Below are 15,791 nucleotides of genomic sequence, written 5' to 3'. Positions count from 1 at the left end.
AATTCCTGATAAAAGCAGTTCTTCATCCGTTGCGGGACTAACACGAGGTAAAAAGAACGAACGCCGGAGCCGTTTCCAGCGTTAAATATTTTCAGTTCGCTAAAAACAAGGATGGCCGCGAGGTTCATAAACCGCGGCCATCCTTGTTGACTAATCGCTCTCACTTTCAAATTCATCTGCCATTTTGATTCGTTCCAGCATCGTCGGGTGTCCATATCGGAAAATTTTTACTAAATATGGTGGATTGACCTCACTTAGCCCAGCTCTTGTCAAATCCTGAAATGTCCGTACAGCGGCATCACGGTCTTCTGTCGTTTCTAGTGCATACTGGTCTGCACGCATTTCCTGATAGCGCGATACCCAATTGGTCAGAGGGCTCACGGCAAAAAGTAAAATAGATGTAATAAGCAGAAATACTGGCAGGGAACTAATATTCATTATATTATTTACTTTCCAGACTGCTCCCCTCTTCTGAACCCATAGCTCCATCAGCTTCGCTGTCAGCCATAAACCAACAAAAGAAAGCATTATATAACCCGCAATGCCTTTATAAATGTGCTTCTCCACATAATGGCCCATCTCATGTGCCATTATGAACAAAACCTCTTCGTCATCAAGCCTTTCCAAAGTCGTATCCCAGAGAACAATCCTGGAATTGGAGCCAACGCCTGTCACATAGGCATTCAATGCGTTAGTCTTTTTAGACATATCCACTTCATATACATGTTCAGCCGGAATATCCGCTTCATCCGCAAGAGAAAGAATCTTCGTTTCAAGCTGTTTATTTTTCAGAGGATAAAAGTCATTGTAAAGCGGGTCAATCACGACCGGACGAATAAACATCATGAAGATTGAAAATGGGATGGATAGTACCCAGACGGCCAGCCACCACTTCTTTTTGAATTTTCTCATCATCGAATAAATCACAAGAATGACTACACACATCGTTGCATAACTGATCCAGAAGTCCAAAAATTGATCCTTCATCCAAGAAGAGAAATACTGTGTGGAGATATTATAGGTCTTAGAAAAAAGATAGGATGTATAAGCAAACGGAAAGGTTGCAACAAATGAGGCCAACGATAACCAAAACAGGTAAATGATTGTCTGGAGCGGGAACCATTTCGTCGTCTTCCCTGCCCATCGTTCAAACATCGCAGATATGCCAAACAGTAGAATTAGGTAATAAAACAGCCATTGATAGGGTTCCGCAAGAAAAAACATCAGGTTCCGAATTTTTGAATATTCTTCGCTCAGCATAAGCTCTCTACTGTTTAAAAAAGTCGCTGGATCTATGCTCGTCCCTTTATACATGTGCGGAATCGAAGTGTCCGTCAAAAAAAACAGGTACGCATACATGGCTATTCCAAACAAAAAATAAGCGATCACTGCCCGCAATGCCCATTTTCTAACCAATGGTCTCCCCTCCTTGTCCATTCATTATTATATGTAGCATAGATAGCCGGCAGAACAGAACCAATATAGTCCTATTGTCTCCTCAAAAGAAAAAAATAAGCGAAAGCTTTAAAAAAGCTCCGCCAATGATCAAATGCGCCTTGGCGGTATTTGATCCCAGATTTTATCGAGCTCCAAAATCTGAGACATCCGCTGGAGGCTTTAAAATTATTCAGCCGGAGCTTGAACTCCCACTGAATGGAATATCAATATATGCATTCGTCTTACCACTTACAGAAACCAGAGGTTTCTGCTGAATGAAGTTAATTAAAAAGTGAATAAATACTTAATACTACAATAGAACCAATCACAACGATGATTACGTTGGCCCCAAAAAATGCAATAATAAAAGCGGCCGCGGCTCCTACAAGCCCAAAAAGAATATTTCCTTCGTTAATAAGGAGAACAGCTGGAAATATTAATGCGCCAAGCGTAGCGAACGGAACATTTTGCAATACTCCCTGCAAAAAAGGAGGCAGCTCCTTCCCTCTGAACATGACGAATGGCAACATTCTTGGAATATATGTAACAACCGCCATACCAATAATTGTCAAAATGATCAACGAACTATTCATCGGCTGGCTCTCCCTTCTTTTTGATGGTTTCAATCGCTTCGACCAAAATTGAGGACAGAAGAGTTGCCACAACGATCGCCCAGCCTTTTCCCATCACATTCCAAAAAACGAAGACGCTATTAAAAACAGCAGCTAAAAGGGCTAAGTAGACAACCTTTACACTTTTTCTCATGGAAGGAACTAGCAATCCAATAAACATGGCGTAAAGCGCTATGGTCATGCTGTCTTGAAGCACCTTCGGCAAACTGGCCCCTATGCCATAACCAATGCCTGAAAAAACAACCCAACTGCTATATGCCAAAGATATGATACCAAATAAATAACCAGTTGAAACTGTCCCTGCTTTCGTAGCGGCAACAGAAAAAGTTTCATCTGTAATTCCAAAGGCATAAACGGCTTTTTTCCATGGAACTTCCTTTTCTACCTTCTCGTTTAATGAGGCGGACATGAGAAAATGCCGGATATTCACAATGAAAGTCGTCATGATCACTTCAAGTGATCCTGTTCCAAGCGCAAACATACTAAGTGCCATATACTGAGAAGCCCCTGCAAACACAATAAGGCTCATCAAGACAGTCTCTACTAGTGTAAGATCTGCTGTTTTTGCCAAAAGTCCATAGGTTAGGGCTATCGGAGCATATCCAATGGCTATGCTGACGCCATCCTGAAGACCGAGGCGAAATTGTGATGTCTTTACTTTCCGTACTGAAGCTTCCAATTCTCCTTACCCCCAAAAATCAATCGAATAATCTACTTATTTTGAACCCTTCACTGCTTCACACCCTTCGAGTTGTTTGAGCAGAAGGTTCCTAAAAACCAAAAATTTTAATTAGCTAGCTTTGCTTTTCTAATTTTGAAGTCCTATGGCTTCGTTTTTAAAATTTTTTTTTACACTCTCGTAGCATTCATGAAATGCTCATTCTATATTTGCATAAAATATGACTAAGGTCCAAATCATGATTCCATTCACTTCATTTACAAACCTACTAAACATTTCAACATCCAAGCTTCTCTACAGTATTTAGCTACTAAGATAATATAGTAAACCATTAGGAATACTTAATACTAATTTCATTGTAGCATCAGCCTTTACATTATGTAAGACTGATTGTACCTTAAGACAGGTCAAACGGTCAGAATAACCATTAGCTCATGCCTACCAACATTTATCTCATCTGTTTTTTCGCAAGAATTTGTTAATCAAAGGTAGAATTAAAACGAAAGAGAGTCATTAATGAACTGTTTTTTCCCATAATTCTGCTTCTAAAAATAAAAGAGCCCCTGCTCCAGAAACAGCGGCTGAAAGTGTGGTTGTGGTCGTCTCGGCATAATGTCTAATATTAGATGTCTGTACATTAAGTACCCTTTCCTTCATCCTTCTTCATCAGCCTGCGAATCTTTTCTTTAGGCGTCCAGCACTTGAATTGGTAATGGGTCTTTGTTTCATATCCCAATCTTTTGCAATAATAGCTCATTTTTCCGTCTTTTCTATCCGCAACAAAATGAACACATGTTGCACAACAATGATATCTATTCATAATCCTACCCCTTTGCCAAAAAAGCCGCAAAATCAAGCTGGTTCTGTTTGATCTGACACCGATGGATAAGCGTAATCACTAGCTGTAACACCACATCTCTCTATTTCACATAGGTGAGTTCCATCAATCCAATGAAGGTAACAAGCACCTTCACTGGATTAACCTCAGATTGATAGAACAAAGGTTGTTCACGCTCTGGATTCTGACGATGCCCTCAGCACTTGAGCCTCTAATTCCTTAGCCGCTCCGATTTCCAATTAGCCCAAGAGTTAGGGTACTTCTGCTTATTTCCCTTGGTATACAGGCTTTCTCTTCTCGCTGAATGCCTGGAGCGCCTCCAGCCGGTCCTCAGTAGGAATTGTCAGTTCATAAGCTTTTCTTTCAATCTCCAGCCCAGTCTGCAGATCCGCATTCATTCCTGTTTTGATGGCGTATTTCGCTTGCTGAACAGCAATCGGCCCGTTATCAAGAATAGCGTCTGCAAGTTCCATTACTTTTGCGATTAGTTCTTCCCGATCTGCAACTTTGGTAACAATTCCATATGTATATGCTTCTTCGGCTTTCATTCTCCGTGCCGTCAAGATCAATTCCATTGCCTTGGCTTCTCCAATTAAGCGCGGCAGCCTTTGTGTTCCTCCAGCGCCTGGAATAATGGCTAAGCTTGTTTCCGTCAATCCCATGATCGCTTCTTTCACCGCTATCCTAAAATCACAAGCCAAAGCAAGCTCCATCCCTCCCCCAAAAGCATGACCATTCATTACTGCAATAGTTGGCTGCGGTAATTTTTCTATTGCATGAAACACCTCTCCAATTTTATTAACATTGCGACGTACTTGCTGTTCGGATAACGTTTTCCTTTCTTTCAGGTCTGCGCCAACGCTGAACGCCTTTTCACCGGCTCCTTTCACAATCACTAACCGAACATTTTTGTCCGTTTTTAATATTTCTGCCGTTTCTCCCAATTCACACAATGTTTCATAATTAAAAGCATTTAAAGAATCAGGACGATTGATCGTGACAGTCGCAATAAAATCCTGTACTTCCAACTGAATATTTTCCATAGTTAATCCCCTTCCTTCATTAAGCTCTTCTATATATTTCTTGATATCTTTGAAAAAACCTTTCTATACAATATGAAAAGTCCAAGATGCTTTCCAGCAATGACAAAGACAGGCTTAATTAATATTAAAGGGAAGTCTCTCAGCCCCTACAAAGATTTGATCAGATTTTTTCGTAGATAGTCATAATCGAGATATTCTGTGTCATGAAAGTCCGTCACAGCTTATATTTTTTCAATTGAAAAAATCACGGAAGAAAACATCCGTGATCATTGAAGAACTTGATTTTTCAGTTCCCTTTTCATTATTTTGCCCGTAGAGTTTTTTGGCAGTTCATCAAGAAACTCGATGAACTTAGGGAGTTTGTATGAAGCCAGTCTATCAGCAAGAAATTGATTCAGCTCCGTTTTTCCCACTTGTTCTTCCCTCGGCACAATAAAAGCTTTCACCACTTCTCCTTGTTCCGCATCGGGCACGCCGATCACTGCAGCCTCCAGAACACCAGGATGTTCATATAGGACTTCTTCCACTTCTCTAGGGTATACGTTATATCCCCCAACGATGACGAGGTCTTTCTTGCGATCAACTATATAAAAATAGCCTTCTTCATCCATTCTTGCCAAATCACCCGTATACAGCCAACCTTCACGAATAGCCTTTGAAGTTTCTTCAGGCATGTTATAATACCCTTTCATGACGTTTGGCCCACGTACCGCCAATTCGCCCACCTCTCCTACAGGAAGTTCATTTCCAAATTCATCCACTACCTTATTTTCCACATTGTATATAGAAGCGCCTATTGATCCAGGCTTTCGGGGTCTGTCAAGCGGGTTAAAACAGGTAACTGGTGAAGCCTCCGATAATCCATACCCTTCAGAAACAATGACATTGAATTTTTCTTCAAAATTTTTCAATAAAGCGACTGGCATGGACGCCCCACCCGAAATACAAAGTCTCAAAGAGGAAAAATCTCCAGGACTACTTTCCGGATATTGATATAGGAAATTATACATTGTTGGCACGCCTGCAAAGATAGTCGCCTTATGTTTTCGAGCCACTCGGAAAATTTCCTTCGGACTAAATTTTGGTACGATAATCAAAGCCGATCCACTTATAAGAGGAGCATTCAAAACTACAGTCAAACTAAATACATGGAACATCGGCAGCGTTGTGATGACTGTATCTTCGTCATCCATTGTCAAGTAGTCCCGGATATCACGTGCGTTGGAATATAGATTTCCATGGGTCAGCATCGCCCCCTTAGGCTTTCCAGTCGTTCCGGATGTGTATAAAATAACTGCTGTTTCCTCGCTATCGACAGATGCTGGAGTAAAATCGCTTTCTCCCGAGCGGAGGATTCCAGAAAACGTTTCCATTCCTTCGCTTAATTGAGCTCCCGTTTCACAAATAATGTACTGTTCGATTTTCGGTGCAGCCATCCTCAATTTTTCGATATATGGAACAAGCTGATCCAAGGCAATGACTGCTTTTACGTCTCCATCTTTCAATATGTAGGCAATCTCTGACGGAGTATAGGTTGGGTTAATCGGAATCGCTGTTGCTCCCACTCTCATAATCCCATAAAGACTGATAATAAAATGTGGGGAGTTCCCCAGCAGAAGGGCAACATGGTCACCTCGTCCTATCCCCGCTTTTGCTAACCCGCTTGCAAACTTATTGACAGACTCATTCAATTGTTCATAGGTCGTGGCCTCATCCATGAAATAATAGGCTGTCTTTTCGCGATTTTTCATTGCTGCCTCTAGTAAACTATCAGGTAAATTCATAACGTTTCCTCCTATTGAATGAACAATCATTCATTTTTTGGCGTTGAGAATCCCAGATGCATTACTATTTCCAATTATAATAAAAGTTCAAAAAAGTCACAACCCTTATTTTTCGGGCTGTGACTCTCTTCTTAGTATAACAGCTCAATAATCTCCTCTTTTGTAACATTGCCGAAATAATGCTGAATATCTACATTTTCAAGTGCCTTGGCTATTTCCGATCTGTCATATTTTACTCCTATCAATCGCTCTTCAATATCGTGTACATCCCCGATACCGAAAAAGTCGCCGAAAATTTTGCAGTTGGTAATCTGACCTTTATTCACATCTAAAAGAAATTCGATTTGCCCTACAGGGAAACGGTGTGAATGCTGAAAATTAAATTTGGGAGATTTTCCATAATTCCAATCCCAGTTCTGATAGCGGCTTTTCGAAATTTCATTGATTTTGTTCCAATCGTCCTCTGTCAACTTATATTCCGGAATTGGATCTTGCCCTTCAAAAATATAACGGAGAAGGAGGTCCCTAAACTGCTCGGTGGTTATTTTTTCTTCCAAAAACTCCGAGATATTTGCAACACGGCTTCTGATTGACTTGATCCCCTTTGATTCGATTTTATCCTTCCGAACCTTCAAGGCTGAAACTACATTTTCAATTTCTGAATCAAACAGTAATGTCCCATGAGTGAACATGCGTCCTCTAGTCGCAAACTGGGCATTTCCAGAAATTTTTCGACCTTCCACCAGAATATCATTTCTCCCTTGCAGTTCTGCCTTTATCCCAAGCTTCTCCAATGCTTGAATGACGGGTTCCGTAAACTTCCGGAAATTCATGAAGCTATCTCCTTCATCCTTCGTAATGAAGCTGTAATTCAAATTTCCCAAATCGTGATAAACCGCTCCGCCTCCTGACAACCGTCTGACGACATGAATACCATTTTTTTCAACATAATCTGTGTTGATCTCTTCAATTGTATTCTGGTTTTTACCGATGATGATTGAAGGCTTATTAATATAGAAGAGTAAATAACCATCATCCTTTATCTCAAGGTTTTTAAGAGCAAATTCTTCAATAGCCAGATTGATTCGCGGATCTGTAATACCCTGATTATCAATAAAAAGCATGTTAACTTCTTCCCCTTTACGTTAAATTGTGATTTTCAGCCCTGCAGAAGCCATAAGGATTTCCCCTGCATACTGTTCTGCCGCCTCAACTCTGAGCTTCGACAAATCTCCGAAATGGGGCAGATGTGTCAAAATAAGCTTGTCCACACCCGATTGATGAGCAATCATTCCGGCTTCCTCACTCGTCATATGACCAGCAGCACTGCCGTCCATCCCTTTATAAAAATTGGATTCACAAAGTAATACATCAGCCTCTCCAGCAAAATCTGCCAGTTCTTCAAAGTATGAAGTATCACCTGTATACACAAGAGTTCTTTCATTTGTCTCAATCCTCATAGCAAAACAGGGAACTGAATGATGTGTTTGCAAAAAGGATACTTTAAATGGGCCAGTATGTAATATTTCTTCAGGTTTATAGGCTATCCCTGCTGTTACATCTTTATAAGTAAGCTGATTAAAGCCCTCCATATCCAGCATGTGACCATAGATGGGGAGGGTTTTGTCATACTGGTTTATGAACTTCCCAACATATAGAGCGTGCTGGACGACGCCGATATCCGCCGTATGGTCCGGATGATAATGTGAAAGAATCATTCCATCCAGCCCCTCAGCACTTATTATTGTCTGGAGCCTGGATAAGACGGCACTACCGCAATCGATAAGCAAATGAAAACCATTATGAGTCAACAAGTACCCTGAGCTTGCCTCCCCTTCTTTCGGAAATCCACCCCAGTGCCCGATAATGGTCAGCTCCATCTTCATCACTCCCTGCGAATCTTCGTTAATCCTTACTATACTAGATTTTTAAATTTTTAGCAGAAAAAAAGAAATTTCCTGTTGACAGAAAAACAACTGTTATAATACAATATAAACAACGAAGCACCGTTGTATAACAAATTTGAGGGAGAGGACATTAAAATGATCGAAAACGCAGTTGAGTTTTTCAAAAATTTACCTCCAAAGAAATGTACAGAATGCGGAGAAACCGTATCAGAACAACACGAGTGCTATGGAACAAAATGCGATAAGTGCTTAGACTTTAAATAAAGTTGACATATTCCCCCACCGCTGGGGGTTATTTTTTTATTCCTTCATCTGTTATAATACAAAAATGAAGCTGCCTCAGTGACAGCTCCATCCTTCCTCTAACGGCCTGCTCCAACCGCCTCTTTAATATTTGTAAAACCATCTCTCTTCAATAATTCCAGCAATCTTGTATTAATAGACTTGACGATTCCCGGCCCCTCATAAATCATTCCTGTGTACACCTGAATCAGACTTGCGCCAGCAAGAATTTTCTCGTAGGCATCATCTCCGTTGAATATACCGCCCACTCCAACAATAGGTACCTGATCTCCAACTTCTTCATAAATTTCCTTAATCCATGCAGTTGACCTTTCTTTGAGCGGAAGGCCACTAAGGCCACCAGCCTCTTCAACATGGACTTTAGAAGCCAGTCCTTCCCTTGAGAGGGTTGTATTTGTAGCAATAATTCCGGATAGACCTTCATCCACGGCAGTACGGACAACATCACGCATATGTTCATCAGTCATATCAGGAGCCACTTTTAAAAAGATCGGCTTGTTCATTGCGCCATTTGACTCCAGTTCAGCCTTTTTCCTCTGAATAGAAGAAATTAACTGCTTGAGACTCTCTATTTCCTGTAGGTCACGCAAATTTGGAGTGTTAGGCGAGCTAATATTAATCACAAAATAATGTCCGTACGAATAAAGGATATCCAAGCATTTTTCATAATCGCTTGATGCTTCTTCATTGGGAGTTACCTTATTTTTGCCGATATTAATTCCAATCGGCGCGCCTGCAGTTTCATAATGCTGCAGGTTCCTTTTAACAGCCTCTGCCCCATCGTTATTGAACCCCATACGATTAATTACCGCACTATCTTCAACGAGACGGAAAAGCCGCGGCTTTTCGTTTCCTGACTGCGCAACCGGGGTAATCGTCCCCACTTCTACAAAGCCAAAACCCATGGCAGACAGCGCATGATAAACCTCGGCATTCTTATCATATCCGGCAGCCAATCCTACCGGATTTGGAAATCGTATTCCACAAACATCTATTGCCAAGCTTTCGTCATCAATCTGATACATTGAACGCAACAATGCTTTTCCACCCGCCTTATCCGCAAGCTTCAACGCGGAGACCGTACGGTGATGCATCTCTTCAGGATCCATCTTAAATAAAAATTTCTTTATCAGAGGGTATATGACTCCTCACGCCTTTCTAATATACCGTTTGGAATTCTTTTCTCGGATTGATATTACCATTATCTCCCGAGACTCTCAATAAGGGACATCCTTCATTTTTGTCCGACAACCAAAAATTTCACCAGATTTACTTTTAAATGAATTATTTCTGAACATTGGCCTGTAACTGCCAATGTGTTGCATATATTAGGTATAATGAATGCAAAATATATGTGTTTTTCGGGAGGGTTTTTTTTGAAAAAAGTTTTTTCCGTTATCTTCATATCTTTTATTCTCATCTTAAGCGCCTGTTCTTCTCCGAAGAGTGGCAGTCCCATTGAAGAGTTCAATTATACAGATCAAGATGGGAACAGTTTCGGGCTCAAAGATTTAAAAGGTAAGGTTTGGGTCTCCGATTTTGTATTCACGAACTGTACGACGATCTGTCCCCCAATGACAATGAATATGAGTGAACTGCAGGAAAAAGTGAAAGAAAAAGGACTTGACGAGGTCCATTTTGTGTCATTTAGTGTGGATCCAGAAATCGATACTCCAGAGGTGCTTAAAAATTACGGCAAATCCTTTGGCGCTGATTTTTCCAGATGGCACTTTCTTACAGGCTATTCACAGCAAGAAATCGAAGATTATGCACCAAAAAATTTTAAAACAGTCGTTAAAAAACCACGGGATGACGACCAGGTAATCCATGGAGTCAGCTTCTATCTTTTTAATAAAGAGGGAGAAATAATCGGGGAATATCCCGGTGATAAAGAAGTACCATTTAAGCAGATCATTAAAGATATCAAAGCTGCTCTATAAGAAAACAGTACGGAAGAAAGCCCCGTCGGGAACTTTCTTCCCTATTTTTTTGTGCTTCCTCAACCATATGCCTTTTTATGTTTATAAATGGAAAATCCAAATCATAAAACCTAGAAACTGCCTCTATGATAGCATATCCATTTTTCATATATTAAGATTGCAATCTGAAAACTAATTACTATTTTTACTTATTTGTGTGCTTTACGATTTTTAATGTCCTATTTTAATGTCCTAACATATCCTATAAGCAATAAAAGAACCATTGTATATGCAAATACAACGCAAATAGTATATATAGGAAGGATACACTGTGAGAATGGTGTTCTACACCAGTATATCCTAACCTAATGCTAATTAACGTAAATCCTAATAGGCTGAAAGTAAAATAGCTTTAAAAATTGATCTGAAGGGTATTTGATTCTGTTGATAATTTTTCCTTTTGAAAAGGAATTAAAAAGAAAATCACGAGTCCACTATAAACGAATAATATTACTGCAATTTCAGAATACCCCATATTAACGCTCTCCTTTTCTTTATTTTTGTACATAAGTTAATACCTGTTTTCGTTTTTGCAAAATCGTTACTTTTTATCAAATTCTGTTCCATGTCAAGTTTCGAAAGATAAGTCAACTGCTGCAAATTTCCCAAATCAAATATTATTTTGTCTGATGTAGTATACTTAGGCCTGTAAACATAACACTCTAGAATAAAAAGGACGACAAACATTCTAATATCCAGATAAAATCAATGACATATTAAGAATACTGCTTTAATCATTTTTCTACTTCTGATAGTCGAATAAAGCTGAATGGTTTGAAACGACGCTGCCTTTTCTGCATCATTCAAAAACGAAATCGTAGGGGAATGGATTTACCACCTATATTATTATAAACTGAATTGACACAGCTATTTATATATCCTTAAACCATTCTGCATAAAAACGATAAAGGGGAAACGAACATGACAAATAGTGATAAAATCAGCAATAAAAAGATATTGTCACCAGAACAGCGCGAAGAGTTGTTCAATGTTTTGAAAGCTCGTTTTGAAAAAAATATGCATCGCCATCAAGGTCTTGAATGGACTAAAGTCCAAGCAAAGTTGGATGCGAATCCTGAAAAGGTTTGGTCACTCAATGAAATGGAGGGAACCGGCGGTGAACCAGATGTTGTCGGTCATGATAAAAAGAAGGATGAATATATTTTTTATGATTGTTCAGCGGAAAGTCCTAAAGGGCGCAGAAGTGTTTGCTTCGACCGCGAAGGGCTAGAATCGAGAAAAAAACATAAACCGGAAAATAACGCTACTGATATGGCGGCTGCTATGGGCATTGAACTGTTAACGGAAGAACAATATCGAGAATTGCAGAAGCTTGAGCATGTTGATATGAAAACATCGAGTTGGGTGCAGACACCTTCCGATATTAGAGAGCTTGGCGGTGCGCTTTTTTGCGATTTTCGCTTCGGACATGTCTTCTTGTATCATAATGGAGCGGATGCCTACTTTGGTGGCAGAGGGTTCCGTTGCTCACTAAGAATCTAAATTTGAAACCGAGGGTTGAATGTGTTTTTACAGAAGAAAGACCGGGAATTAACCAGCAAGATTACCCGCATCATCATCGAAAAACAATAAGAGGAACGGTTTCCAGAACCGCTCCTCCATTTTAATATATATGTCGTAACACATCATTTACCGCAGCTTTTCCCTGATCAATACAATCAGGAATTCCCAAACCTTCATAGGAGCTGCCGGCAATGAATACCCCTGGCATATTATTTTGGAAATCAGATTTGATTTTATCAATTCGCTCTTTATGGCCAACAGTGTATTGCGGCATTGCCTGCTTCCACCTTGTTACAATCGTAAAGTTTGGTTTCGCTGTTAAATCCATTGTCCGCTTCAAATCTGCCAAAACAATTCTTTCTATCTCTTCATCTGATAAATCTACAACGGTTTCCTCACCTGCACGGCCAACATAGCAACGCAACAACACTTTTCCTTCCGGTGTGGTATGCGGCCATTTTTTATGCGTCCATGTACACGCCGTGATCGTATAATCACTGTTTCTTGATACTACAAAACCGGTCCCATCCAAATGATCATCGACATCTTTCGCATCAAAGGCCATTGCAACCGTTGCTACCGAGGTAGCAGGCATTTCCCTCAGCTCCTGAATGACAGGATTATATGGGAACAAATCTGCCAATGCAGGATGGGGCAGTGTAAGGATAATGCTGTCCGCTTCAAGCCACTCTCCGTTATTTAGTTGAAGCTTGTACCCTTTTTCATTGTTATTCACAATAGAAACGACACGTGTTCCTTTTAATATCGAAGAAGGTTCGAGATTTTCTTCTGTTGCTTTGATAAGCGACTGAAGACCGCCTTTCAAAGTCAAGAAAATCCCTTGGTTTTTTGCATTGACTTCCTTTTTCGGCCCAGCGGGCGTTGTCTTCTTCATCCCCATAATCAAGCTTCTGTATTTCTGTTCCACCTGATAAAATTGTGGAAATGTAGACATTAAACTGAGTCGGTCTATATCACCCGCATAAATGCCTGAAAGAAGTGGTTCTACCAGATTTTCCACCACTTCATCTCCTAGACGCCTGCGGAAAAAGCCGCCCAGTGATTGGTCTCCTGAAACTTTTGAGCGAGGCATGACAAAATCTGCTGCCGCCCTCATTTTACCTTGAATTGAAAATAAATCAGTTGTAATGAAAGGCGTTATTTTCGTCGGAATTCCCATAACTGCCCCCTTGGGCATTGGATGGAGCTTCTCATTGGCAAGTACAAAAGACCGTCCCGCTGTATTGTTCACCAGTTCATCTTTCAATCCGACATCTGTAGCAAGTTCTGCCGCACTCTTCTTCCTTTCAAGAAAAGAGTCGGGGCCGCGTTCAATTGTAAAACCATCTTTATATACTGTTTGAAATTTGCCTCCAAGTTTATGGCTCGCTTCCACAAGCAAGACATCACAAGACAGGTTCTTTTCACGAATTGTTTTTTGTAGATAGTACGCTGCTGATAAACCGGTTATTCCACCACCGATCACAACAACTTTTTTCTTGTCTTCTGCCAAACCGAAATCGCCTTCTTTTAATTAAAGTTTTCCAAGTTGCTTTAAAACTACTGTCGCCAACGCATCAATAAATTCAGGCTGCGCATCTGGCATTGCGGGCCTGTAATATGATGCTCCCACTTCATCTGTCACTGCTTTGCACTCGTGGTCGTTATCATAGAGCACTTCCAAGTGGGTTGAAACAAAGCCAACTGGTATATAAACAAAAGCCTTGTATTTTTTCTGATCGTATAAATCGCGTGTCAAATCCTGTACATCAGGGCCGAGCCATGGTTCAGGCGTATTACCCTCACTTTGCCACCCAACCTCATAATCTTTAATGCCCGCTCCTTTTGCAATCAGGTCTGCTGTCTCCTGCAACTGCTGAGGATATGGATCATGGAATTGAAGAATTTTCTCCGGCAAGCTGTGTGCAGATACAATCAAACAAGCTGCCTCCCGTTCATCATTCGGCATGCTATCATAAACTTCTTTAACTTGCCTGACCCAGTAATCGATAAATTTAGGTTCCTTGTACCAGCTTTCAATGGATGTAATTTTAAGGTCTCCCGACTCAGCGGCCGTTTCCTGGGCACGTCCGTTATACGACTTTACACTGAAAGTGGAGAAATGAGGCGCCAAAACGAGCGATACGGCCTCTTTAATTCCATCATCCTGCATTTTCTGTACAGCATCTTCAATAAACGGCTCAATATGCTTTAATCCGATATATGCTTTAAATTCCACCTCATCTTGGACTTCATTCAACCGGGTGGCAAGTCCATAGGCCTGATTTTCAGTAATTTTGGCCAGCGGTGAAATTCCCCCAATCGCCTCGTATCTGTTCCTTAAATCTTCCAACGCTTCGGGAGAAGGCTTTCTCCCGCGCCTTATGTGAGTATAGTAACGTTCAATATCATCTTCGTTATATGGAGTTCCGTATGCCATAACGAGCAATCCCATTTTCTTTTTCGGCATCTTGCTGCTCTCCTTCTGGAAAAGTCTACTGCTTTAGTTTCTCTGCACTATATTCATGAACAAATGCAGTCAGTTTTTTTAGTGTTTCCGGTTTGACCTCTGGAAACACACCATGGCCAAGATTAAAAACAAAACCGGGTTTTTCTATCCCTTGATCAATGATTTCTTTTGCTCTTTCTTCTATGACATCCCATGAAGAAATAAGCACAGCAGGATCTAGGTTTCCTTGTACCGCTTTTGTAACGCCTAACTTGCGAGCATCAGCGATCGGCAGTCTCCAGTCAAGGCCGACCACATCAAGCGGTAAATCATTCCATTCCAGCGCAAGGTGGCTGGCTCCTACTCCATGCATGATAAGCGGGACATTCTCATTTTTCAGTTCAGAGAATATCCTTTCCATAACTGGTTTAATAAATGTTCGGTAATCGGCACGGCTCAGCGCACCAACCCACGAATCAAATAATTGCACAGCACTGGCTCCTGCTTTAATTTGGGCTTTCAAATAGACGACCGTCATATCTGCAAGCTTATCCATTAGTAGCGACCACGCTTTTGGCTCTGAATACATGAACGCTTTCGTTTTATGGTAATTTTTAGAAGGCCCTCCTTCAACCATATATGACGCCAATGTAAACGGAGCGCCTCCAAACCCAATCAATGGAACCGTTAATTGCTCTTCCGTTAAAATCTTGATTGTTTCTAAAACATAATCAATATCTTTTTCTGGATGAAGCTCACCGAGTTTCTCAACATCAGCTACGGAACGAATTGGATTATCAATGACAGGGCCAACCCCACCGACGATTTCCACATTCACGCCTAGCGCTGGAAGCGGGGTCATGATATCTTTGTATAAAATTGCCGCATCTACATTGTAGCTTTCTACCGGAAGCCTTGTTACATAAGCGCAAATTTCCGGACGGTGCGTGATTTCGAAAAGAGAGTACTTTTCTTTCAGTTCCCGATATTCTGGCTGAGAACGTCCAGCCTGACGCATATACCAAACTGGTACATGATCCGTCTTCTCTCCTTTCGCAGCCCTTAAAAATGTATCATTTGTGATTTTACCCATGAACAAGGAAGCCACCTTTCAGGTTTTTCTCGTATATAAAAATAATCTATTTCCATTCATATAATAGAACATGTGATTGACTCATGCCTACTATATTACTTTTCCTATCCAAAGTATAGGCGG

At 40.7% G+C, this 15,791-nt stretch carries 15 protein-coding genes; 3 read left to right on the top strand and 12 right to left on the bottom strand.

Translation table 11 applies throughout. From position 1 onward, the window contains the following. Window positions 1-150: 150 nt before the first annotated feature. The 8 genes from H9631_RS01855 to H9631_RS01820 all read right to left on the bottom strand — a co-directional run bounded on the left by H9631_RS01855 (window position 151) and on the right by H9631_RS01820 (window position 8,293). Window positions 151-1,416, bottom strand: a complete 1,266-nt coding sequence (locus H9631_RS01855) for a M48 family metallopeptidase (RefSeq protein ID WP_191809553.1) — start codon at window positions 1,414-1,416, stop codon at window positions 151-153. A gap of 302 nt (window positions 1,417-1,718) precedes the next feature. Further along, the gene (locus H9631_RS01850; RefSeq protein WP_191809552.1) at window positions 1,719-2,030 is read right to left on the bottom strand and encodes an AzlD domain-containing protein; all 312 of its coding nucleotides are present in this window, start codon (window positions 2,028-2,030) and stop codon (window positions 1,719-1,721) included. Next, window positions 2,023-2,748 (bottom strand): AzlC family ABC transporter permease, encoded by a 726-nt coding sequence (locus H9631_RS01845; RefSeq protein WP_191809551.1) that lies wholly within the window; start codon window positions 2,746-2,748, stop codon window positions 2,023-2,025. The genes H9631_RS01850 and H9631_RS01845 overlap by 8 nt, the downstream gene beginning before the upstream one ends. A 637-nt stretch (window positions 2,749-3,385) precedes the next feature. Continuing rightward, the gene (locus H9631_RS01840; RefSeq protein ID WP_191809550.1) at window positions 3,386-3,568 is read right to left on the bottom strand and encodes a hypothetical protein; all 183 of its coding nucleotides are present in this window, start codon (window positions 3,566-3,568) and stop codon (window positions 3,386-3,388) included. A gap of 284 nt (window positions 3,569-3,852) precedes the next feature. Then, complete coding sequence (locus tag H9631_RS01835) at window positions 3,853-4,629, bottom strand: enoyl-CoA hydratase-related protein (RefSeq protein WP_191809549.1); 777 nt, start codon at window positions 4,627-4,629, stop codon at window positions 3,853-3,855. Window positions 4,630-4,895: 266 nt separating this feature from the next. After that, complete coding sequence (locus H9631_RS01830; protein WP_191809548.1) at window positions 4,896-6,413, bottom strand: fatty acid--CoA ligase family protein; 1,518 nt, start codon at window positions 6,411-6,413, stop codon at window positions 4,896-4,898. A gap of 131 nt (window positions 6,414-6,544) precedes the next feature. Then, window positions 6,545-7,537, bottom strand: a complete 993-nt coding sequence (locus H9631_RS01825; protein ID WP_191809547.1) for a lipoate--protein ligase — start codon at window positions 7,535-7,537, stop codon at window positions 6,545-6,547. A gap of 21 nt (window positions 7,538-7,558) precedes the next feature. Then, the gene (locus tag H9631_RS01820; RefSeq protein ID WP_191809546.1) at window positions 7,559-8,293 is read right to left on the bottom strand and encodes an MBL fold metallo-hydrolase; all 735 of its coding nucleotides are present in this window, start codon (window positions 8,291-8,293) and stop codon (window positions 7,559-7,561) included. A gap of 162 nt (window positions 8,294-8,455) precedes the next feature. On the opposite strand from H9631_RS01820, the gene yhfH reads away from it, so the two are divergent. Further along, window positions 8,456-8,584 (top strand): protein YhfH, encoded by a 129-nt coding sequence (gene yhfH / locus H9631_RS01815; protein WP_120116371.1) that lies wholly within the window; start codon window positions 8,456-8,458, stop codon window positions 8,582-8,584. A gap of 98 nt (window positions 8,585-8,682) precedes the next feature. Here the strand turns inward: yhfH and H9631_RS01810 are convergent, their stop codons facing one another. After that, window positions 8,683-9,765, bottom strand: coding sequence for a quinone-dependent dihydroorotate dehydrogenase (locus H9631_RS01810; RefSeq protein ID WP_191809651.1), 1,083 nt, complete (start codon window positions 9,763-9,765; stop codon window positions 8,683-8,685). Window positions 9,766-9,975: 210 nt separating this feature from the next. Between H9631_RS01810 and H9631_RS01805 the strand changes: the two genes are divergently transcribed. Both H9631_RS01805 and H9631_RS01800 read left to right on the top strand, forming a co-directional pair. Continuing rightward, window positions 9,976-10,563, top strand: a complete 588-nt coding sequence (locus H9631_RS01805) for an SCO family protein (protein WP_404801702.1) — start codon at window positions 9,976-9,978, stop codon at window positions 10,561-10,563. Window positions 10,564-11,523: 960 nt separating this feature from the next. Continuing rightward, window positions 11,524-12,105, top strand: a complete 582-nt coding sequence (locus tag H9631_RS01800; protein ID WP_191809544.1) for a DUF4256 domain-containing protein — start codon at window positions 11,524-11,526, stop codon at window positions 12,103-12,105. A gap of 121 nt (window positions 12,106-12,226) precedes the next feature. Here H9631_RS01800 and hemY read toward each other — a convergent pair whose 3' ends face one another. Genes hemY through hemE form a run of 3 tightly spaced genes read right to left on the bottom strand, consistent with a single transcriptional unit; the run spans window position 12,227 to window position 15,668 of the window. Then, window positions 12,227-13,639 carry a protoporphyrinogen oxidase gene (gene hemY, locus H9631_RS01795; RefSeq protein ID WP_191809543.1) on the bottom strand — a complete coding sequence of 471 codons (1,413 nt, stop codon included), beginning with the start codon at window positions 13,637-13,639 and terminating at the stop codon, window positions 12,227-12,229. A gap of 21 nt (window positions 13,640-13,660) precedes the next feature. Continuing rightward, on the bottom strand, window positions 13,661-14,596 hold the full coding sequence (gene hemH, locus H9631_RS01790) for a ferrochelatase (protein ID WP_191809542.1): 936 nt from the start codon (window positions 14,594-14,596) through the stop codon (window positions 13,661-13,663). A gap of 25 nt (window positions 14,597-14,621) precedes the next feature. Beyond that, on the bottom strand, window positions 14,622-15,668 hold the full coding sequence (gene hemE / locus H9631_RS01785) for a uroporphyrinogen decarboxylase (RefSeq protein ID WP_191809541.1): 1,047 nt from the start codon (window positions 15,666-15,668) through the stop codon (window positions 14,622-14,624). Window positions 15,669-15,791 lie beyond the last annotated feature (123 nt).

The sequence above is a fragment of the Bacillus norwichensis genome, from assembly GCF_014836955.1.
Taxonomy (GTDB): domain Bacteria; phylum Bacillota; class Bacilli; order Bacillales; family Bacillaceae_C; genus Siminovitchia; species Siminovitchia norwichensis.
This window is presented reverse-complemented; position numbering and strand designations above follow the sequence as displayed.